Source organism: Mesorhizobium sp. WSM4829, assembly GCF_055811475.1.
In genome coordinates this window covers 79,577-100,556 of record NZ_JBVVQJ010000001.1, presented here as the reverse complement: position 1 = coordinate 100,556, position 20,980 = coordinate 79,577, and the positions used below count along the sequence as shown (strand labels likewise).

The following is a 20,980-nucleotide window of genomic DNA, read 5'->3' as shown; positions in this document are numbered from 1 at the left end:
TCTGCGTCAGCAGCAATGGTGTTTGCCGGCGAGGCGCCGGGCGGTGCAACGGAATGGTCGGGCTGGTGGCTGCGCGCCGACCAAGGCGAACCGCCGAGGCAGGATGCACGAGACGATGCACAGCCCGGGTCGGACGCGCAGACAGCCAGCAGGGCCGGCGGCGGTTCCGTTGTCTCTACGCAAGATGTGTCAGTGATCATTGACGTGCCGCTGCGGATCACGATTTCGTTGGGCACAACCGCGGTGAATGAAGCCATCGTCGAGGACATAACGGAGGCGTTGCGCGAGCCCACCCCTGACACGGATTATGTGAGCCGCACTGGATACGATCCCGGTTTCCTGGACGATCCGGACCAGGATAAAGCGCTAAAACCTGTCGAGGTGCCGATGCCGATAACAGCGGACGCCGCGGTGGGCAAAACGAAGTCGGGCGCTGACGCACTGCACTATCAGAACTCTTCCGTCATCATGCACGCTAAGCGCAGGCTCGCGCCCTTCGCGGCGAGCAACGTGACCAAGGCGCCGAAGCTGAAGAAGCCGGAAGCGGGCAAGGAATACACCCGGCGCGGCCTGAGCGGTCTGGGCAAGAACGACGAGGAACGCTGGTTCATCGATCCGCGACTCGACACGCAACTGCAGATACCCGACGCGTTCTTCACCAAGGACCGCAGGGCGTTCGACAAGGGCCACATCGTGCGCCGCGACCACGTCGCCAGGGGTCGGACCTATGCCGATCTCAAGCGGACGGATGGCGACACCTATCACGTCACCAATTGCTCGCCGCAAGTGGGCGGGTTCAATCGCTCCGCCAATGGCGATGACAATTGGGGGGATCTCGAAGACCACGTGCTGTCGGAAGTGGCGAACGAACGGCTCTGCGTGTTCGCTGGGCCGGTGCTGGATGACTCGGACGAGGTATTCTTCGGCGACGGCAGCACGAAGCTGCGGGCCAAGATCCCGTCCCGGTTCTGGAAGCTCATCGTGGCCCGCGTGGGCGAAGGGCTGGCCGCCTACGCCTTCCTTCTGGAACAGGACCTGAGTGACGTCGATTTCGAGTTTGCCGTTCCCGCGGAGTTCGCGCCTTTCATGCGGCGGATCTCGGAGTTGCAGGAGCTGGTCGGTGTTACCTTCGACACCGCGATCGTTGATGCCGATCAGTTCGACACGGTTCGCGGTGCGCGAGACGGCATTGCGAAACGACATCAAGCGGAAATAGAAATTTTGCGGAATTCGGGCGGATTGTGTGCCCTCCCGAACTGACGAGCCTGCCGGATGCACCAGCGGGCGAAGTCGAGCACTCGCACACGGCGAGGAAAAAATGGCTAAAGTAGTACTCGATCCCGGGCATGGCGGAACGACCAAGATCGGCGGTTCCAGCCCGAACAACGCAGTCGGCCCGACCGGCCTGCTGGAAAAAACGGTCACTTTGGATCTGGCGTTGCGCATAGAGAAGCTGCTCACCGCGCTTGGCCATACCGTCGTGCTGACCCGCAAGGCGGACAACAATCTCGGCTTGGCGGACAGGGCGCGGGCGGCGAAGTCAATTGCCGCTCCGGTGTTCGTGTCCATCCACCTGAACGGCTTCAACAACCGAACGCAAGGCACCGAGACGATCTGCGACACCAACCACAGTTCGCGTTCGGCGGATCTGTGCCGCGCCATGCAGAAGCGTCTGGTCGCAGCGACTGGGCACAATGACCGCAATGCCGGCCACCCTGGCGGCGTCAAGCGCCAGCCGCTCGGGGTTCTCAAGCAGGGGTCGCATCATGCATCGACGGCCTGCTGTCTCGTCGAAATCAGCTTCATGGACATCGCGGGCGAGGAGGCGCGGCTAAAGACGAAGCCTTACCTTGACAAGATTGCCAAGGCTCTGGCCGACGGCGTGAAGGATTACCTGGCTGGCGGAGATCTGGAATCAGCTGCCTCAGCCATGTTCGAAGACGGGTTCGATGCGGGCGGCGGAGAGCGGAAAGTGGTGAAGCTCACCAGCGAGGTGCTGGAGAGCGTTGCGCCGGCGCTCGAAGAGCTCTCGGCAAAAGCAGCGGCCAGCATGAACGACACGCGAGAATTCTCCAAAGTCGATATCGGTGAAGGATTCGATCCGGACACGATGTCCCTGGAATCCGCCGCGAGCGACCTTGAAGCTGCTGGATTCGACATCGCAGCGTTTCGCGCGTTCGTCGCCTCGCTGGGATTGCGCTACTTCAGCGCAGACGAGTTGCTCTTCATGGGCGCAAGCAACGCACCTGGCGAGCGCTGCGCGGGCAAGAACCATTTTCCAGAGAGGTCATTGTGGCCGAGCATTGGGCAGACCGCGAAGATGCTGGATGAGATCCGTCATCGCCTCGGCGCCAGATGCCGCATGCTCTCGGCGTACCGCAGCCCGGCCTACAACACCTGCATCGGCGGCGAGAGCGCCAGCCTGCACATGAAATTCAACGCGATCGATTTCCGCTGCGAGACGGCAAATGCGAACCAATGGCACGCAGTAGCGAAAGCGGTGCGCGCGAGCAGCCCGGCATTCAAAGGCGGCATCGGTAAATACCCGAGCTTCGTCCACATCGATACCCGCGGCTACATCGCCAACTGGTAACGCTGGAACGGCATGTGCTCGAGCTGCGCTACAGGCCCTAAAGGCCCATCTCTTCGGGTCGTCGCTCGAAAGCACTGAAGCTGCCGCGCAAGGCGTGATACTCTTCAGACCCTGACCAAACTCAAACTCTGAGACTGGAGACCATTGATGACAATCGACACGAGAGCATTTCTCGCGAGCGCCGACCTTGGAGACCTAACCGAGAGCTTTAGCGCCCTCGAGGGCACTGCGCTCAACCTCGACCAACTCCCGCCCGCAGTGGTCTCGGGAACCACGTTGATTGATTTTTCCCAGGTCCCTAGCCTGGCGGTGCGTGCCGGCGTCTCGCAGGCCATGCTTTTCGCAAGCCGCGTGGCAACCAAGGCGATAAAGCCGGGCGACGATGAAGATGACTGGCTTGCCGCCTACACCTCAAACCTAGCCCAGCTCGGATTCACCATCGCTGGTTCGGCGGTGACCAAATCGACCTTCAAAAAGACCGGGGTCGAAGTCCACAAGGCGATTATCCCCTTTCTTACCATTGCCTTCGGTGGCGCAGCCATCGGCCCAATCATCCTTGCCGGCCTCCAGAACCTGCAGCAGATGAACGAGCAGGCGCCGTGGATCACGCTCTTCGACAGCGAAACTCGCCGGTTCGACGCACAAGAGATGCATTTTGCAGCGGTAGGCGGCACCGATACAGACACCGTTGTCCGATACGCGATCGCCCGACTTCACCTGAAGAGCAAGATGACCAGCATTCTGTTCTTCAAACTCAGCAAGACGGAGGCCGAATTTGAAAGCGCGACCAAGACTATGAGCGCTAACAACAGCTTCCTCGCACTGCTGGAGCCCGAATTGCGCGCGAAGCTTGCTGGCCTCGCGACGAGCTTCATCGCCGGGGCAAACCTCTAGGCTCCAGAGACGAGGGCCAATCACTGGTCTTGTCGCCCGCAGATCGCCCGGTCCCAAGCCATAAAGGACCGCGGCTCTGCGTGCCTTTGCTGCCGCAGGATGCTGGGATCGGCTGGCAGCCGGCAAAGTAAGGGCAGCAACCTTGCCCGATCGGCGAAGCCCACGATTGCCACGGCCCAAGCCGATTTATCGCGACGCATTGTTTCGAAGAATGAGTCCGGCGCCAGCTCGCGTGGAACGATCGAGAAGCGCGTGGCCAATTTTTCGACTATTGGGCGAAGGAGACGGTCAGTGTCGTTGACGATCCGGCTGCAAAACAGCCTGCGCGAGCGATCGTTAGGCGGCCGCCAGATTGGGGTGGTCGGCCGGGAGTGTCTTCTCGCCGATGGCGACCGCCTTCTTGTATAGCGGCTCCGCTGCAGAGTAGTCACCGAGTTCCTGCGCTAGTCGGACTGCCCAATCTGTGTACTCGGCATTATCCGGGGCAAGCCGGACGGCTTTATCGAAATGAGTTCAGGCTTCCTGTCAGCGCACTTCCTGATAGGCGATGCGACCCCGCTCGAACGCTGCTCTAGCGACTAGCTCGATCGTCTGCTGTGCGCTGTCCTCGACCTCAGCAAACAGCGCGTCAGCCTGCTTCGTTTTGCCCTGCTTAAGTGCATCAAGAGCCTCTTGTAGCTTAGCATCAGGGACTTTGCCGCGCAGGGTTTCCAGCTCTCCCATCAGGCGCTTGAGCTCTGCTAGTCGCTCGTCGTAACTCTTCTCAAACGTTTCCGACCTGGCCCTGGACTGCCTGAAGCTCCCGCTCGATGGTCTTGCGCTGCTCTTCCGCCTTGCCCAACTCGGCCCTGGCCGCCTCGCGAAGCTCCTGCTCGCGTGCCTTCAGCCTTTGCTCATGCTGCTCAATCGTGTACGCGAGACATCGCGAAGGGAGGCACACATGGCCAAGCGATCCAAGTCCGAGGCTGCACAGGACGAGTGCGTCATCCCGCCACCTCTGCCCTTGGACGAGTTGGACAAGTTCCTGTTCAGACATTCGGCTGCGGAGACCTGGACCATTGCGGCTTATGTCGAGCGTGAGGCGCGCGGCGAGACGGTGCGGCACGCAAGGGCGTCGAACTGGTCGTGTACGACGATCATGCCGGACTGGTCGCGGCGATCGGCGAGGTGACCCCGGAAGCGGCATGGCAGCGCTGCTACGTGCACTTCCTCAGGAACGCGCTCGATCACCTGCCGCGCAAGCACGGCGACGACTGCCTGCAGGAACTCAGATGGCTTTACGACCGGCGCGATCTCACCGAGGCCAAGGCCGATCTCGCCGCAAGGCTTTCCAAATGGTCGGCCCGCTACCCGCGACTGACGACGTGGGTGGAGGAAACCATCGAAAACACGCTGACCTTCTTCCGTCTGCCGCGCCAGCACCACAAGCATCTGAAATCCACCAACATGCTCGAACGCCTCAACGAGGAAATCCGCCGGCGCACCTATCTCGAACGCATCTTTCCAAACTCACAGAGCTGCGTGCGCCTGGTCAGGGCGTTGGCTGTCGAAACCAACGAAAACTGGATGGAGGCCAACCTCTACATCAACATGGACGACCTGCGCGAGCACAAGAAACTCGCTCTGCGCCAAGCCGCATGACCAGCACCAGGGCCGCCCTTTTTGCAGAACTTGACGCACACAACCCGCATGACTGAGCAGGCCGTTCCAAACAGCGGGCAAACGCTTTCAGCCGCCGCACCTCGGCCACACGTTTCGGTCAGGCGCGAAGGGCGATTGATGATCGGGCTCAGCGCCTCCTCGACATCGAGCATCGGGAAGCGCCTACCCTCGAACAGGGCAAGTTCGATACCCCCTGCTGCCGGCGTCCTGGTCGACCTTCAAGGCTGTTTACGGGCGATCAGCTGAGTTTCAGCGGAGGGACGGCAATTGGTTTCCTGGTGACCGACATCAAGACTATGCAGGTCGTTGACGGCGACGCGCTCTTCCATTCGACGGGTAACGTCAAGTTCCCTACGGGGCGGTATTTGAATGCCAGCAACATTTGAGAGAATCAGTTGAGGGCAGACAAGACCCAAGCCTGGCGCAGCCAGATGCCGACTGACAGAATGCTATTCGTTTCGAGGCTGAGAACCGACCTGTGCAGAGCTGGAGTGCTACTCGAACGCAACAACCGCACCGAAGCAATAGAAAGAGTCCTCAGTGCTTATCGAACATTCCGGCCCTGGCAAAGGAGATCATTAACGGGCCTTTCTCTCGCCCAGAGAGGCCGAAACACCTTGCGCTCGTTTCGGAACGTAAGGACGAAGCTCGTCGGCGGTACCGTAGGCTATCAACCTCTTGAGAATACAGGGAGACGTAGGAGTGGAATGCACGGAGCAAATGACCTCGCAGCTGCCACTGAAGGCGAATCAAGACCTGAGGTTCGATGCTTAGCTTGTAGGTGTCTATTGCACGCCGATAGTCGGTGTGTCTAAGCTATCAATCCGTGCATTTCAACGCTGTTGCGAGAGCACACCCATGCCGATCATAGAAGCGCTGCGCGAAGATCTAATCAGCACACTAGGAAACGCGCTGTTGTCGAATAAGGAGATACAGCGTATCTACATCGCGGCAACAGGCGACGATCCGTACGCCGAAGTAACTGCCCCCGATCTGTCCCGAGCCGAACAGATCACAAAACTACTGGGTAAGCTGAAAGTTGACAATAGGGAGCACTGGCTCCTGATGAATGCAGTGTTCTACAAAAGAGAGGATGAAAGCCTGCGACGCAAGGTCGTGCTAGCATGCCCGGGTATGATGCAGGATCTCCCTCGCGTTAGGGAACAGGTTGACGCACTACTTGCCGCACTGAACGCTTTGGATATGTCGCGTATGTCAGCGCAAATAAGGATGCGTCAGGAGGTGGTCAAGGAATGTGGGGCGCGCATTGCAAGACTGTTCGCATATAAGAGCATGCACGAAGCCCTACACAGATTGCACATATGGCTGGTGTTTGGTCGACAGACCGATCCGGACGGAGGCATCAGAAGGCTAGAGCGGGCGCACCGGGACGCGAAAGTGGCCGCCGAGTTGCTCAATGAATACGCGGACGAGACGGCTCTCTGGTTGAACATCGCCGGGGTGCTCATTCCAGCCCTTGACGATTTGCGGGCGGGAGGTGCGCTATCAGATACTGCGCGTCACGATCTCTCGAGACGTGTACGGCTGCTCCTTGCCCAACTCAACGGGCGCGTTCTTACCTCGGCAGAAGAAATTACGCTTGACCCTTTGATTGCCGCTCCGATCTTTGAGGGCGGTCCGGCTGATGCAATAACTGCTTTGGATGGTATAAGACGAGTAAGGAGCGCATTCTTTGCTCTCAAGCCGACCGTCTTGGCCCAGGTGTTGAAGCATTCGCTTTGGCAGGGAGTTGAGAACGAGATGTCATTGCTGTTCGTCCTCTTGCCGAGCGCGAACATAGGTTCGGTTACCCGGCAATGGTTGTCAGTCAAGGCACACGTTCTCTGGTTGTCGGAGCGAGAAGCGAATAGGCGATGGGCCGCCCGCGTAAGGCAGCGCGCGGAGGACATAGACGATCAACTGACGAAGGAGATACTTGACAGCGAGGTCACCGCTTCATTCGCTATTTATAGGCTCCTAGGCAGCTTGTGGTTTGTGTTCATTGACAAGCGTCTGAAAGAGAACTGCGAAGACCTTCGCAGCATTAACAAGTTACTTGCGACGTTTATGAGCGATACGCCGCATGCACTGGACGAACTTCATGTCACAACATCACGGCCAGCCAGCTGAGCGGCAAACGCGTTTCCATAGCTTCACCGAGCTTCAGGACGCTCACGAGGCCTTGAAGGAATTTGTGATTAGGGCGCCGCCGCAAGCGTCGGAGAAGGTGCAAGAGTTCATCTTGCGGGCCTCTTTGACCGGTGAGATTATCCAGGACTCCGAAGACCGGCGGGCCGCCCAAGCGATCATCGACTATTGGTCGACCGAACTGGCAGGAATGCCCGGCTCCCGTGATTTGGCGACAAACGCGGTGAATCTTAACCCGGTTGATGTGTCGCTTGCTGTTAGCGAGCACGGCGAAGGCGTGGCCCTTCAACAACGGGAGACGCTAAGCCCCGAGACGCGCGAGAGGCTGCGTTTTGCGGCCCTAGCGCGGCTGTGGCGTGATTCCGAGAAGGAAGGGGGATTCTTGCTCGTCGGAAAGGCAATCTCACGAGCCGCCCCTTATCGTGACGATCCGGATATTAGTGATTTACTGCGGGCAAGCGAAAGAGCGATTACAAAGAAAAGATTGCAAATGGCCGTTGTTGCCTCGACCTGCATAGCGGCCTTGGCTTTGAGCTATTGGTGGGTATTTCCCTACCTGGCGAGGGCACGGGTTGAATACCTTCCTCACGCCCCTGACTTGGCTAGCAGAGAGGAGGCACTCTGGTCCCTTTCCTGGTGGGAGCGCCTAAGCCCGCCCGAAAAGGTAAGCGAACTTTATTTGTCGCGGGTCCCGGGGTTAAAGGGTGCAAGACTCGATGGAATACGTCTTTTCGGACCCGGTTTCTCAGAGACGGATTTGACCAATGTGAGTTTCGCCGACGCGATGTTACCGAACAGCGCCTTTATCGGAGTGCAGCTTGACAACACCGTTTTCAGCCGTGCGAACCTTCGGTATGCAAGTTTTCAAAGCGCGAGCATAGTATCAACATCGTTTCGAGACGCTGACCTGTATCTAGCGGATTTCAGCCGGGCTGAGCTTCTGGATGTAGATTTCTCGCGCGCAAATCTTAGGAGCGCGACTTTTTGGGGATCAGGACTAGATGATCGTACGATCATGAAGCTCACAGGTCCAGGTACAGCGTGGTGGCTAGCGCGAGGGTGGACCTCTTCCGTCCTACGAAAGTTGTTGATCGCCACAGAGACCGATCTGTCTGAACTCCGCCAATCAAAGGCCTTCATGAATGAAATCACGAGCGCCAATGAGCGGGCCGATCGCGCTAGCGCGGGTTCATCGGCTCAAGCCCTGGCCCTCAACTCGGTTGCGTGGACCCGAGCAACATGGGGGATTCTAGATTGTACGGACTTGCACGCCGGCGACGCAGCTGAGAATGATTGCTCCGGCGACAGTGGAACGAATTCTGCGCTCACCGCAGCACAGCAGGCGGTAGATCTCGAAAAGGCTGCTGGTGGCGACCCGTCGACAGTGGCCGACTATCAGGACACGTTGGGATATGTCTCCCTCCAGTCGGGAAACGCAGAAGCCGCGCTCACCCACCTCAGATCGGCAGTCGCTGTCCGGAACGAGAGTGGAGGAGTGAGGTTTAGGTACGCGATCTCGGAACTTGCAGCTGGCCAAATTAACCAGGCGCTTCGTGACTTGGAGACCGCGATGGTCACTTACAGCTATGTCCCCACCCACGAGCTTGTAACTCTGAGGAAATACCTGCAAGAGACTAGTTTTTTGGAGCGAATTCTCGAATACAATGATCGCAGAGCGGCACCATCCTTAAACCGGTAGGCTCGGCTTAGGGCCACCCTGGAATTGTCTAACACGGGCCTGTAGCGCTGCAGTCCGCGGCTGCGGGTCCGGAGGCTTCCAAAACGCCTGCCGCGAGACCGGTAGCCAACCCCACTATGACAGCAAGCACGACGAGCAGTTTATAGCCACTCATGTTCTAACTCCTATTAGAAATATTTTATCATGACGTGGAATTGGGTGCAATGGGGCGTTTGCTGTAGTAAAATGGCAAGGATAAAACTGTGCCCTCGGTGCAGACCGCTTATGCAACGAGCGCCGAAGCTCAGTGCGGCATGGGAAAGGGTTTAACGGGCCCTCGGTTGTGAGCGGAAGGGGGGAAGGGATCTTAATGAGGAAGCTGACGGAACAAGAGGCAAGTATGCTCCTGGAGCTTTTGTCGCCGGCTATCGACTTTCCACAGCTTGAAAGATACGTGTACAGGGCGACAGGCGACAGACTCTACGATGAATTCGTCGCGCCAGGTCTTCCAAAAAATGAAACGATCGAGAGGCTGATCGCAAAACTCGAATTTGGCCCTATTACAGATCGATTTTTGCGCGTCGTCTATATCGAAAAGCCGCTTTGGACAGATTTGCGTGCCTATATCGCTACTCTGTATCCCGACATCCCGGATAGGGCATCTCGCGAACCAATCCAGTTCGAGTTTCAAAAATCCGGCGTAACGGTGGACGCTGGAAGCGAGGGACCGGGCCTAGAACGCAATGTTAAACCATCTTTGAAGAGCCAAGAAACCGATATTTGGCTTGAAAAATTCGAGCGGATCAAACATCAAGTTTGCCGCATCGAAGCGGGCGATATAGGCTTGGGTACAGGATTTCTAGTGGGCCCAGGCGCCGTTCTTACAAATTGGCATGTTCTGCACGTTGCCCAAAAAGTTCGTGATGCCGGTCAGCTTGCCTGCAGGTTCGACTACCGCCGGCTCACAGCCGGGGGCGTTGATCCAGGCATCGTGTTCAAAGTCGACCGAGTGGCCGACGAACAACCCTGCAGTGCCGCCGAGCTGACAGACCTACCTGACCACCCGCCGCCCACAAACACGGAACTCGACTACGCACTTCTTTGTCTGCAATCCACAAACCTTGATCGCGGCTTTTTGAGCCTTGCCGATCCTCCGCCAATCGCACCCAGGACACCCCTGATTATTGTGCAGCACCCAAATGGCGATCCACTCCGTTTTGCAATTGATACCGAGGCTGTTATCGGCACCCGTCATGAGGGTCTTCGCCTACGCTATAGTACCAACACGGCACCTGGATCGTCGGGATCACCTTGTTTTACAATGGATTGGGATCTTATCGCACTTCACCACCTAGGAGATCCAGCCTTTGGACCACCGACATATAATCAGGGTGTGCCAATAGGTTTAATCCGTAAGAGCATCGAAAGACGGGGGTTCTTGGCATTACTTGGGCCATGAGCGTTGGGATCCTTTTATTTGGAGGAAACTCAGCAATTCGCTTGCCTATTGAATGGCAATCCCTTCCGGACTCTGCTACATCCGCGGGCCTGAAGGGCTTCTCATCGGACTCGCCCAAGAACTCAGCTGAGCGCAATACGACGACAATGACGAACGACGAGCACACCTCAAATCAAGATCGCAACTGTAATTCTAGGTTCCAAATCGGTCGGTAATTTGAAATTGCCTACCCTCTGTGCCTCTGTGCCACCGAGGGGAGTTGTCAATCTGGTTGGCTGTGCGGCTGTACACCCACGGTGTCTGACACAGTCTCGACGCACTGAGCCCCACGCCCTCCGAATCGTCCGTGCGTTGAATTGCGCAGGCGTCCAGCTTACTTTGCCAGGCTTGCATTTGACCTTCCTACCGGCGAGAGGCCAAGCTGCTCTGTGTCACAGTTAGGCACGAATACGCCACTCGGGCAAACATGCCAGCTGCGACTTAGCGGGAAGCGTTGTCGGTGCGAACCCGTTGGACGTGCCAGTCATGACGGGTTAATCTGTCGGTCTGCAAACCTTGCCGCCGACGAGACCGCTCCGATCGAAGGGAGCCTCTGATGATGCGCCTGCGCCTGCCGTCCGCCTTGACTGCGATCACCCTGGTGGCACCGCCTGCAGTGGCTCACGATTGGTCTTTCCACGGGATCCGTTACGTTGAGGAATGCTGCGGAATCAGCGATACCACAAGCTGGACTCTCTGCAGCGGCTACTCGGTTGCCTGGTGGCCACTTCGTCGTCATCAAGCAGGAGTGGCTCATTCCGCGAATCGCGTGCATTCCGGGCAACGTCGGCTGTGCTTCTTCGCGACGCCTGGTGCCGCCGAGAGAATCGGCACTGTGCTGGCTTCTCGCCGTTAGGCTTTGGGACGGCGTTGAAGAACGGAGGCCACTGAGATGGAAGACAAGATACTAGTTGCAGTAATAGCAGCGGTAGCGGCAATCGGTGGAAGCATTCTTGGTTACGTTGGCATTATTAGCACGCAGTGGCTCACGCAACGAAGTAAAATCGATGACGCTATACGGCTGGAGCGGTTGGGCCCGTATAAAGAGATTTGGGCATCAATGTCCATTATTCCGAAATGGCATAAGAACAATGACCTCAGTTACACAGGTATTAGAGACTTAAGCCAGAAACTTCGTGATTGGTATTTCACTAAAGGGGGAATCTATCTGTCGAAAGAGTCAATAGAAGACTATCGCGCGCTGCAGGAGCAAATTACCGAAATGGTAGAAGCCTCAGATAATTTGGAAAAATTACTCACTGACGAACACTACAGAGACCTCGTGGAATTGTGCCATGAGTTTCGGGGGGCATTAACTCGCGACATACTATCTCGAAAGCGGGTTTTTTTTGGGATGACGTTCAGCCGCCGCCGGTGGAAAAAAGTCCTTAAAAAGTCATTACCGCCAAACGCGGCTAGGTGATCCAAGCTCCAATTGATTGCGTATGTCGCGAAGGTGGACTTCCGCCTGCAGGTTCAGCGACTTTGGAGGTTGCCAGGCCTAACGGAGCCTATGACTGGTTACGAATCCGGTCCGAACCGCCGAGCGAAGCTGCCCAAGGCGGCGTTGATGGTGTCCCTATCATACGCGAAATGGGCTTCCCGATGGCAGTTCGGACAAAGAGCGACGCAGCTCCACATCCGATCGCTAACTCCGACGTCATCAATGTCCTGAGCCTTCCCGCCAAGGATAAGGGCGCTGTTGATGACAGCTATGATGACCTTCCGTTTGATTTTCAGAGCCTCGGGCGAACCGAAGCCGCTCCGGCCTCGCGAGTCCGGTCTGGTTATCCTCGCAATCCTCGGGTTCGAAAGGCAGTTCTCGATCGGGCCAATGGCCGCAGGATTTCTCGATGTCCACCACATTCTGGGCGTAGCAGCCGTGGCCGGTTCGTCCGGCTTTCGGTGATCGGAACCTCGCTCTATGCTAACGACGAGCATGTTACCTTTGTCGTATACGCTAAACCGCTCCTCGACGTCGTCAACTGTCACACCCATTCTTCGGGCTGCAACATACGTTGCAAGCTCAATCACCTGCTGCGCCTTCTCAAATGACATCGATCTTCACCAATCCGGGTGACAGCTATTGTCACGATCAGTGCTTACGGTTCTATTATGAGTTGGGTGGGGGAGTGAAATGAAACTGGAAGGCTCGGAGATTTTGCTTTCCGCATCGGACCTGATGCGGTTCATGGGCTGTAATCATGCGACCGCGATGGATCTCAGATACGCGAAGGGGGAACCTCTTCTCCCCGCCGAGGACACGGAGGATGCCAAGATCCTCCAGAAGCAGGGCGACGCCCACGAAGCGAAGTTTCTTGCCAAGCTGCATGCAGAAGGCCATCGCGTTATCGAGTTCGGCCGCGACCGGGATTTGCCAGCCGCTGCCAAGGAAACGCGTGCGGCGCTCTTTGCAGGCGCGGATGTCCTCTTCCAGGGCGCGTTCTTCGGGCTGCCCTGGGGCGGGTGGTCTGATTTTCTCATCAAGGTCGATAAGCCCTCGTTGCTGGGCGCCTAGCCGAAGTGCCCTCTGGCCAAGCAGCAATGTGGCGCCTCGTCGCTTAAAACTTATCGAAATAACATCAAGTTTTTTTTGGAGTTTAGTGACTACAGTACTACTGTTGATTCGTAGTAAATAAGGCTTCGTAGCAGTATCGGGACATAGGTGTTAGACTGTCATTTGTCTCCGCACTTGAGGGGGGGCAATCATGCGCAGCGACGATGGAATCGATTCTCGCAATGATTCGGACGGCGAGCCCCCCAAAGGTCTGGCCGGCATTATTCCCGAGCGGAAGACCGATCTAGAGCAGATCGACATTCCGCAATTGCAGTTGCCGAAGGGTGGCGGCGCACTCCGCGGCATCGACGAGAAATTTGCGGTCAACGCGTCGAACGGCACGGCCTCGCTAACTATCAGCCTGCCGCTGACGCCCAATCGCGACGCCTATACGCCGAAGGTCAATCTCACCTACTCCTCGGGCGGCGGCAACGGCCCGTTCGGCATGGGCTGGAGCCTGGGGCTCTCCTCGATCCAAAGGAAGACTGACACGCGGCTGCCGCGCTACCTCGCCGCGCCGGACGAAGATCTGTTCATGATCACCGGCGCGGAGGATCTGGTGCCGGAGCTCGAAGAGCATGGCCCCGGCGACTGGCAGCCGATCGACGGCGTCTTCAACGGCTATCGGGTGCGGCGCTATCGTCCCCGGATCGCCGGCGACTTCGCCCGGATCGAGCGGATCGCGCATGCCGTGCACGGAGAATACTGGAAGGTCACGGACCGCACCAACACGGTAACGATCTATGGCCGCAGCGCTGCAGCACGGGTCGCCGATCCAGAAGATGCCGCTCGGATCTTCCAATGGCTCCCAGAGTTCAGCTATGACAACAAGGGCAACTGGATCGCCTACGCCTACAAGGCGGAGAACGCCGACAACATGCCGGCGACCGCGACCGAGTCCAACCGCCTCAGCGGGCTCGCACCCTTCACGAATGCCTATCTCAAGCGCATCGCCTACGGCAACCACGCGCCCTACCATCCCGATCCCGCGCTGCATTACGATCCGTCGACGCCCGTCGATCAGGCGTTCCACTTCGAGGCGGTGTTCGACTATGGCGAGCATGACCCGCTTGCGCCCGATCCGCTCGAGACCCCGGGCCTGGCCTGGGGCTACCGCGCGGACGCATTCTCGAGTTTCCGCTCTGGGTTCGAAATCCGTACGGCGCGCCTGTGCCGGCGCGTGCTGATGTTCCATCATTTCCCGGACGAGGCGCTCGGCACCGGCGTGCTCGTACGGTCGCTCGATGCGACCTTCACTCCCGCGACAGTCAACGGCGTCGGGCAGGCAGCGGTCACCCATCTGACGGCGCTGGAGCAGGCAGGCTACATAAGGCGCGCCGACGGCAGCTATTCGCGCAAGGCGATTCCACCGCTCGGCTTCGAATACCAGCAGACCCTGTGGGACACGACCATCCGCTTCGCATCGCGCGACGAGATCGTCGATGCGCCGATCGGGCTGTCACCACCCTATCAGTTTGTCGATCTCTACGGCGAGGGAATTGCGGGCCTTCTGTCCGAGAGTGGCAGCGCCTGGATCTACAAGCACAATCGCGGAGATCGCACCGGCACGCGCCAGGTCGCATTCGAGCGCGGACGCATCCTGGCACCTCGGCCGAACATGTCGGGGTTCGCCACGAGCGAGGTCACGATCGAGGACCTCGACGCCTGCGGGGAAAAGCAGGTCGTCGTCAACGGACCGCAGGCCGGCGGGTATTTCGCACTCGGGCCCGACGATGCCTGGGAGGGATTCCGGCCATTCGAGCACGAGACCAACCTCGACTTCCGCGATCCTTCGATCCGGCGGATCGACCTCACCGGCGACGGCAAGCTAGGCATCCTCGTCGCCGAGGACGAGGCCTTCGTCTGGCGGGCCTCGGAAGGCAGGCGCGGATTCAAGGCTGCGGAACGGGTCCTAAAGGCGTTGGACGAAGAGCGCGGGCCGGCGGTGGTTTTCGCCGAGAGCCGGCAGACAATCTTCCTCGCCGACATGAACGGGGACGGGCTCACCGATCTCGTGCGGATCCGGAATGGGGAAATCTGCTACTGGCCCAACAAGGGGTTCGGGCGGTTCGGCGCCAAGGTGGCCATGTCGGCAGCGCCCGTTTTCGACGCTCCGGATCGCTTCGATCCGACGAAGCTCAGGCTTGCCGACATCAGCGGTAGCGGAGAGACGGATCTCATCTATGCGGGCGGAGACGTGGTGCGCGCTTGGCTCAACCAGGCAGGCAACGGGTGGAGTACGCCCACTGCACTCGACGCCCTGCCGCCGCTCAGCTTCGCCGACAATCTGCAGGTCGCGGACCTGATGGGACAGGGAACGCCGTGCCTTGCCTGGTCGTCGAGCCTGCCGAGCGAGACGCCGCTGCGCTACGTCGACCTCATGGGAGGGCGCAAGCCGCACCTCATGACACGCTATGTCAACAACATGGGCAAGGAGACGGTGCTCGAGTATCGAACCTCGACCCACTTCTATCTCGCCGACAAGGAAGCGGGCACGTCCTGGGTCACGCGCATGCCCTTCCCGGTGCATGTGGTTTCCCGGGAGATCATCACCGAGCACGTGACGGGAACGCGGCGGAGTTCGAGCTACAGCTACCACCACGGCTACTGGGACCCCGAGGAGCGCGAGTTCCGTGGGTTCGGGCGTGTCGACCGTCGCGACAGCGAAGATTACGACACCTGGAAGCTGGATGCGGCCGGAACGAGCCTCGAGCAGTCGCACGAGCTGTTCCAGGCGCCGATGCTCACGCGGACCTGGTACCACGTCGGCGCATGGGACCGGCAGGCGCGCATCCTCACCCAGTTCGAGGACGAGTATTGGCACCGCGTCTACGCACGGACGTTCCCCGCGGCGCCGCCGGTGGCAACCGAGCCGGCGCTGCCCGACGGGCGGATCGTGGCAGCACAGACAATCGCGGATTCGGGGCTGATCGCGCGGCTATCCGCGGAGGAACGGCGGGAGGCGCTGAGGGCCTGCAAGAGCCTCGTGCTGCGGCAGGAGGTGTTCGGACTCGACGCACCCGCGACGGGAACGACCGAGGCCGAGCTCCAGCGGCAAATGATCCCCTACGTGGTCGATGCACACACTTGCCATGTGCAGGTGCTGCAGCCCCGCGGACCCAATGCGAATGCAGCCTTTGCCGTCGCGGAGGACGAGGCGCTGCGGATCACCTACGAGCGGCGGCCGGACGATCCGCGGATCGAGCATGCGCTCAATCTTGCGCTCGACGATTTGGGCAACGTGCTGCAAAAGGCCAATGTCGCATATGGGCGCGACCCGGCGCGGGCGGCAGCCGCTGCAGACGTGTTTGCCACTGCCGTGACGGATTTTGCAGGGTACGATGAGGCGGCGCGGCTGCGAGGAGCGTTCGCCGATGCGCTCAGCCGTGCCGAGGCGGTGCAGACCCGCACCAATGTCGTCATCTCGCGCAACAGCTATACCAACGACATAGACCTGCCGGACACCTGGCGAACGCGCGCGCCGTCGACGGCCGAGACGTTCGAGATCAGTGGCCTGTTCCCGGCCGGAAGCATGTTCACGCTCACGGAATTGAGCGGCGTGCTCGACGACCCGGCGACCATCGACTTGCCGTTCGAGGCGCAGCCGGGGGCGGGCGTCTCGCGCCGGCGCATCGAGCATCAGCGGACATTCTATTACGACGAGGCGGCCGCCGCACCGCTGCCGCTCCACCAGATGGCCTCGCATGGGCTGGTCTACCAAGGGCAGGTCTGCGCGTTCGCGCCGAGTCTGCTGACGGCGCGCTACGGCTCCCGCATCGCCAATCCGGCGGCCCAGCTGCCGCCCGGCGGATACGTGTTCTCCAACGGCGATTGGTGGATACCCGCCGGCACCGTTCGCTACAGCCAGCCGGGCGAAACCATCGCCGACCTGCGCAACCGCTTCTACAAGCCGCTCGCGCATATAGACGCGTTCGGCGCGGAAACGCAGGTTCGCTACCACAAGGACTATTTCCTGTTCCTGGAGGAAACGACCGACGCCGTGGGCAACACGGTGCGGATCGAGGCCCATGATTTCCGATTGCTGACGCCGGTCGCGCTGCGCGACTCCAACGACAACCTCTCAGCCATCATCTCGGACGAGCTGGCGCTTGTGAAAGCGCAGGCCTTCCTCGGCAAGGACCTCGACGGCGACGGTGTCGCCGAGTTCGAAATGTCCGACGACTTGGCCGGGATTCTCTCCGACAGTGGCCCGGAAACCGCCCTGGTCGACGCACTGGTGACGGGCTCGGATTCAGTGGCGCTCGAGGGCCTTGCGCGCCAGCTCCTCGGGCATGCGACGATGCGGTTCGCCTACGACCTCAATGCGTGGCTGACGCGCGGCGGGCCGGCGGTCGCAGTCACGATCCTGCGGGAGCGGCACCATGCCGTCGATGCGAACTCGCCGATCCATCTGACCTACCAATATACCGACGGCTCCGGTGCGCTGGCGATGAGCAAGACCCAGGCCGAGCCGGGCGTGGCGCGCGAGGTGGTGATCAACCCGGCGGGCACGGTTGCGATCGTCGATACCGACACGGCGGCCCTGGTTCCGCCGCGGCTGCGCTGGGTCGGCACAGGGCGGCTGGTGCTCAACAACAAGGGCAATCCGGTACGGCGCTATGAGCCCTATTTCTCAGCGACGCCGGCATTCGAGACGCTGCCCGAGCTGGTCGCGACCGGCGTCACCGCAGAGCTGACCTATGATGCGCCGGGCCGGCTGATCCGCACCGACCTGCCCGACGGAACGTTCATGTGGAGCGAGTTCGATGCCTGGCAATCGGCCTCGCACGATCCCGGCGACACGGTGTTCGAGTCGAGCTGGCACGCTGAACGGGTGGGGCACCTGATCGATGCCGAACTCCTCGCACAGGGCCGCGACCCGGCGCGGGAGGCGGCGGCCGCCGCGCAGGCCGAGATCTATGCGAACACGCCGGCGACGCTGCTGCTCGATTCGCTGGCGCGTCCCGTGCTGTCGCTCGACCACAACGGATTCGATGCCGGCGGCCAGGCGCTGCTCTTTGCGACCACGGTGGTGCTCGACGTCGAGGGCAATGTGCGCGAGGTCATCGACGCACGCGGCAACAGCCCGATCGCCTATAGCTATGACCTTGCGGGTCGCCGCGTGGTGCAGACCAGCATGGATGCCGGCAGCCGCTGGATACTGCCCACGGTCACCGGCAAGCCGCTGACCAAGTGGGACCAGCGCGGCCACACGCTCGCTCACGCGTACGATGCCGCGCAGCGCCCGCTCGGCGAGCGGCTGCTCGGCGGCGATGGGCCGGCTCCAATCGATGTGATCGTAATGCATGCCGAATATGGCGAGGGCCTGCCGAACGACCGGCAAAGGGGCCTGCGCGGCAAGCTCTTCCGGCGCTGGGACACCGGCGGCATGGCGGAGTGGACAGCCTATGACGGCAAGGACAATCTGCTGGAGACGGCGCGACGTTTCACGGTCGACTACCGCGCCGTGGTCGACTGGTCGGGTAACCTCGATGCACCGCTCGAAGCCGAGACGCATGTCACGCGATACACCTACGACGCGCTGAACCGGGTCACGGCGACAACGGGGCCGGACGGCAGCCGGATCGTAAGACGGTACAATCCGGGCAATTTGCTTGAGATCGTCGAGGCGACGCCGGCAGGCGGGGCGGTCCAGCAGATCGTCACCGATATCGCTTACGACGCGCGCGGGCAGCGGCAGGCGATCGGCTACGGCAACGGGTCGCGAACGAGCTACCGGTACGATCCGCTGAACTTCCGCCTGATCGGCCTCGCGACCACCAAGGGCGACGGCACGCCGGCGCAGGACCTCGCCTACACGCACGACTGCGCAGGCAACCTGACGCATCAGGAAGACCGCGCCATCCCGGCGGTGTTCTTCGATAACACCAAGATCACGGCACTCACTGGATACGGCTACGACCCGCTCTACCGCCTCGTTTCGGCGGAAGGCCGGGAACATGCCGGCCAGCAGGCCAATGGCGATTTCGGCGCCTTCGACAACTGGACGGACGGGCCCTACCGCGTGCAGCACCAGCCTGGGGACCTGATGGCCTGGCGGGCTTACAGCCAGAGCTATGCGTATGACGTGGTGGGCAACATCCGGAGCCTTGCTCACGCTGCGCCAGGCGGCAGCTACACACGGCTCTACACCGACGAGTCTGCGACCAACCGGCTGGTCTCGACCCGCATCGGTGCCAATACCTACGCCTACGACCATCACCCGGCGCACGGCTTCATCCGCCAGATGCCGCATTTGCAGGTGATGGCGTTCAGCTTCCGCGACGAACTCGCGGCGACAGCGCAGCAGGCTGTGGCGGCCGGGACACCCGAGACGACCTACTATGTCTACGACTACGAAGGCATGCGCATTCGCAAGGTCACCGACCGGGCGGCCAATGCCGGCGTCGTGCCGGCGCGCAAGGACGAGCGGCTCTATCTCGGGGCTTTCGAGATATACCGCAGCCACGCCGGCGTCACCGCGGGCCTGGAGCGGCTCACGATCTCAGTGATGGACGACAAGTCTCGCGTCGCGATGATCGAAAGCCGCAATGCGGTCAACGACGGCACACCGGTCCGGGTCACGCGCTACCAGCTCTCCAACCACCTCGGCTCATCGGTGATGGAACTCGATGTGGCAGGCCGGACGCTGTCCTACGAGGAATACCATCCTTATGGGACCACTGCCTATCAGGCCACGGACTCCACGTTGAGGGTCGCGGCGCGGAGGTACCGTTACAGCGGCATGGAGCGGGACGAAGAGAGCGGGTTCTCCCACCACAACGCGCGCTACTATTGCCCGTGGATCGCGCGATGGACGGAGCCTGACCCGGCGGGGCTGGCAGACGGGATCAATGACTACCAATACGTCTCGAGCAACCCGATCCGGCTCGCGGATCCGAGCGGCCGCGACGGCTGGGACCGTTTCTGGGGTGGCGTCAAAATGGTGGGCGGCGCACTCGAGACCGCCGCGGGCGGGGCGCTGGTCGTGGCCGGCGTAGCGACCACCGAATTCGGTGTCGGTGTGGCGCTGATCGGCGCAGGCGCGTTCGTCACCGCGCATGGGGCGGACGTCACCGTCTCCGGCGCCCGCACCATGTGGAATGGCGAGCAGATCGACACTGCCACCTCGCAGGGGCTGCAGTACGTCGGCGTCAACCGAACCGCTGCGAACCTGACCGACGCAGGGATCAGCGTCGTGGGTTCCCTGGGCTCGAGTGCCCTCGTTAATGTCGGACGGACCCTTAGGGTCGTCGATACGGCGGCTGCGGCCGACGATGTGGTACAGGTCGCCGCGCGCACCAGCGGAGGAACCGCGACAGCCGTGGAGGGCGGACACAACCTGGTGCACCTCACAAGCGCAAGGGGGGCAGAGGGGATCGCCACCTCCGGCACGCTGGGTCTTGGTGGAACAACCTATGCCGGCCCGGTGTCGCTGGCGACCGCCCCTAATGTGCAGGTTGCCCTGAGGACGGGGCTTCTGCCGGCCCAGACCAGTCAGGTCATTCGAATCCCAGAGGCTGCCGCGGGCGCATTCCAGACGCCCACGGTCATCGGTCCGTTCACGGCATGGCAACGAGTGGCCGGGACCGTGCACACCACCGGGGCTGGCTCGATCAACCTTGCGACGGGGGTATTCACCCGCACAGGTCCGGCGACGAACCAGTTGGTCGTCCAGGGCCTCGACGTCGTGACGGTCTCGCTCGCCAGAGCAGCTCCGGAGGTCGCTCTGTCGGCAACTTCCACCTCATCTTCAATTCGGCCGCGAGTGAGCATCGCGCCGGATAGCGATGAGCCAGTGTCCTTGGGGCTTGCGGAGCCCGAACCGCAATACAGCACCAGCGAGCCGCTGCAGTCCTATTCCGATGACGCCTCCGAATACGGTGTCTGCGTGGAGGAAGGTTACTACGATACCGAAGAACAGGTCTGTTACGCCAACTGACTTTCAGT

At 60.6% G+C, this 20,980-nt stretch carries 12 protein-coding genes and 2 pseudogenes; 11 read left to right on the top strand and 3 right to left on the bottom strand.

The genetic code is table 11. From position 1 onward, the window contains the following. Positions 1 to 15 precede the first annotated feature (15 nt). The 3 genes from AC0L17_RS00350 to AC0L17_RS00340 all read left to right on the top strand — a co-directional run bounded on the left by AC0L17_RS00350 (position 16) and on the right by AC0L17_RS00340 (position 3,487). Positions 16 to 1,260, top strand: a complete 1,245-nt coding sequence (locus AC0L17_RS00350; protein WP_473514340.1) for a DNA/RNA non-specific endonuclease — start codon at positions 16 to 18, stop codon at positions 1,258 to 1,260. Beyond that, positions 1,244 to 2,593 carry an N-acetylmuramoyl-L-alanine amidase gene (locus AC0L17_RS00345; protein ID WP_473514339.1) on the top strand — a complete coding sequence of 450 codons (1,350 nt, stop codon included), beginning with the start codon at positions 1,244 to 1,246 and terminating at the stop codon, positions 2,591 to 2,593. The genes AC0L17_RS00350 and AC0L17_RS00345 overlap by 17 nt, the downstream gene beginning before the upstream one ends. Before the next feature lie 147 nt (positions 2,594 to 2,740). Then, entirely contained in the window at positions 2,741 to 3,487 is a 747-nt protein-coding gene (locus AC0L17_RS00340; protein ID WP_473514338.1) for a hypothetical protein, read from the top strand. Positions 3,488 to 3,823: 336 nt separating this feature from the next. On the opposite strand, the pseudogene AC0L17_RS00335 reads toward AC0L17_RS00340, so the two are convergent. Continuing rightward, a pseudogene (locus AC0L17_RS00335) lies at positions 3,824 to 3,922 on the bottom strand (tetratricopeptide repeat protein); the annotation flags it as partial. A gap of 90 nt (positions 3,923 to 4,012) precedes the next feature. After that, on the bottom strand, positions 4,013 to 4,210 hold the full coding sequence (locus tag AC0L17_RS00330; protein ID WP_473514337.1) for a hypothetical protein: 198 nt from the start codon (positions 4,208 to 4,210) through the stop codon (positions 4,013 to 4,015). A 217-nt stretch (positions 4,211 to 4,427) separates the two neighbouring features. On the opposite strand from AC0L17_RS00330, the gene AC0L17_RS00325 reads away from it, so the two are divergent. From AC0L17_RS00325 to AC0L17_RS00300, 6 genes and pseudogenes are all read left to right on the top strand, one after another. After that, a complete protein-coding gene (locus tag AC0L17_RS00325) occupies positions 4,428 to 4,658 on the top strand; it encodes a hypothetical protein (RefSeq protein ID WP_473514336.1) in 231 nt (76 codons plus the stop codon). Then, positions 4,589 to 5,128: pseudogene (locus AC0L17_RS00320) on the top strand (transposase); the annotation flags it as partial. The gene AC0L17_RS00325 and the pseudogene AC0L17_RS00320, both read left to right, overlap by 70 nt. An 879-nt stretch (positions 5,129 to 6,007) precedes the next feature. Then, positions 6,008 to 7,279 carry a hypothetical protein gene (locus tag AC0L17_RS00315; RefSeq protein WP_473514335.1) on the top strand — a complete coding sequence of 424 codons (1,272 nt, stop codon included), beginning with the start codon at positions 6,008 to 6,010 and terminating at the stop codon, positions 7,277 to 7,279. After that, the gene (locus AC0L17_RS00310) at positions 7,233 to 8,996 is read left to right on the top strand and encodes a pentapeptide repeat-containing protein (RefSeq protein WP_473514334.1); all 1,764 of its coding nucleotides are present in this window, start codon (positions 7,233 to 7,235) and stop codon (positions 8,994 to 8,996) included. The genes AC0L17_RS00315 and AC0L17_RS00310 overlap by 47 nt, the downstream gene beginning before the upstream one ends. Before the next feature lie 349 nt (positions 8,997 to 9,345). Next, entirely contained in the window at positions 9,346 to 10,434 is a 1,089-nt protein-coding gene (locus tag AC0L17_RS00305; RefSeq protein ID WP_473514333.1) for a trypsin-like serine peptidase, read from the top strand. Between the two features lie 931 nt (positions 10,435 to 11,365). Next, positions 11,366 to 11,896, top strand: a complete 531-nt coding sequence (locus tag AC0L17_RS00300) for a hypothetical protein (RefSeq protein WP_473514332.1) — start codon at positions 11,366 to 11,368, stop codon at positions 11,894 to 11,896. A 98-nt stretch (positions 11,897 to 11,994) separates the two neighbouring features. Here the strand turns inward: AC0L17_RS00300 and AC0L17_RS00295 are convergent, their stop codons facing one another. Continuing rightward, the gene (locus AC0L17_RS00295) at positions 11,995 to 12,531 is read right to left on the bottom strand and encodes a hypothetical protein (RefSeq protein WP_473514331.1); all 537 of its coding nucleotides are present in this window, start codon (positions 12,529 to 12,531) and stop codon (positions 11,995 to 11,997) included. A gap of 79 nt (positions 12,532 to 12,610) precedes the next feature. Here AC0L17_RS00295 and AC0L17_RS00290 point away from each other — a divergent pair, with 79 nt between their 5' ends. Together AC0L17_RS00290 and AC0L17_RS00285 are read left to right on the top strand one after the other, a co-directional pair. Next, positions 12,611 to 12,991 (top strand): hypothetical protein, encoded by a 381-nt coding sequence (locus AC0L17_RS00290; protein ID WP_473514330.1) that lies wholly within the window; start codon positions 12,611 to 12,613, stop codon positions 12,989 to 12,991. 190 nt (positions 12,992 to 13,181) lie between these two features. Further along, positions 13,182 to 20,972 carry a SpvB/TcaC N-terminal domain-containing protein gene (locus tag AC0L17_RS00285; RefSeq protein ID WP_473514329.1) on the top strand — a complete coding sequence of 2,597 codons (7,791 nt, stop codon included), beginning with the start codon at positions 13,182 to 13,184 and terminating at the stop codon, positions 20,970 to 20,972. The last annotated feature ends 8 nt before the right edge of the window (positions 20,973 to 20,980 follow it).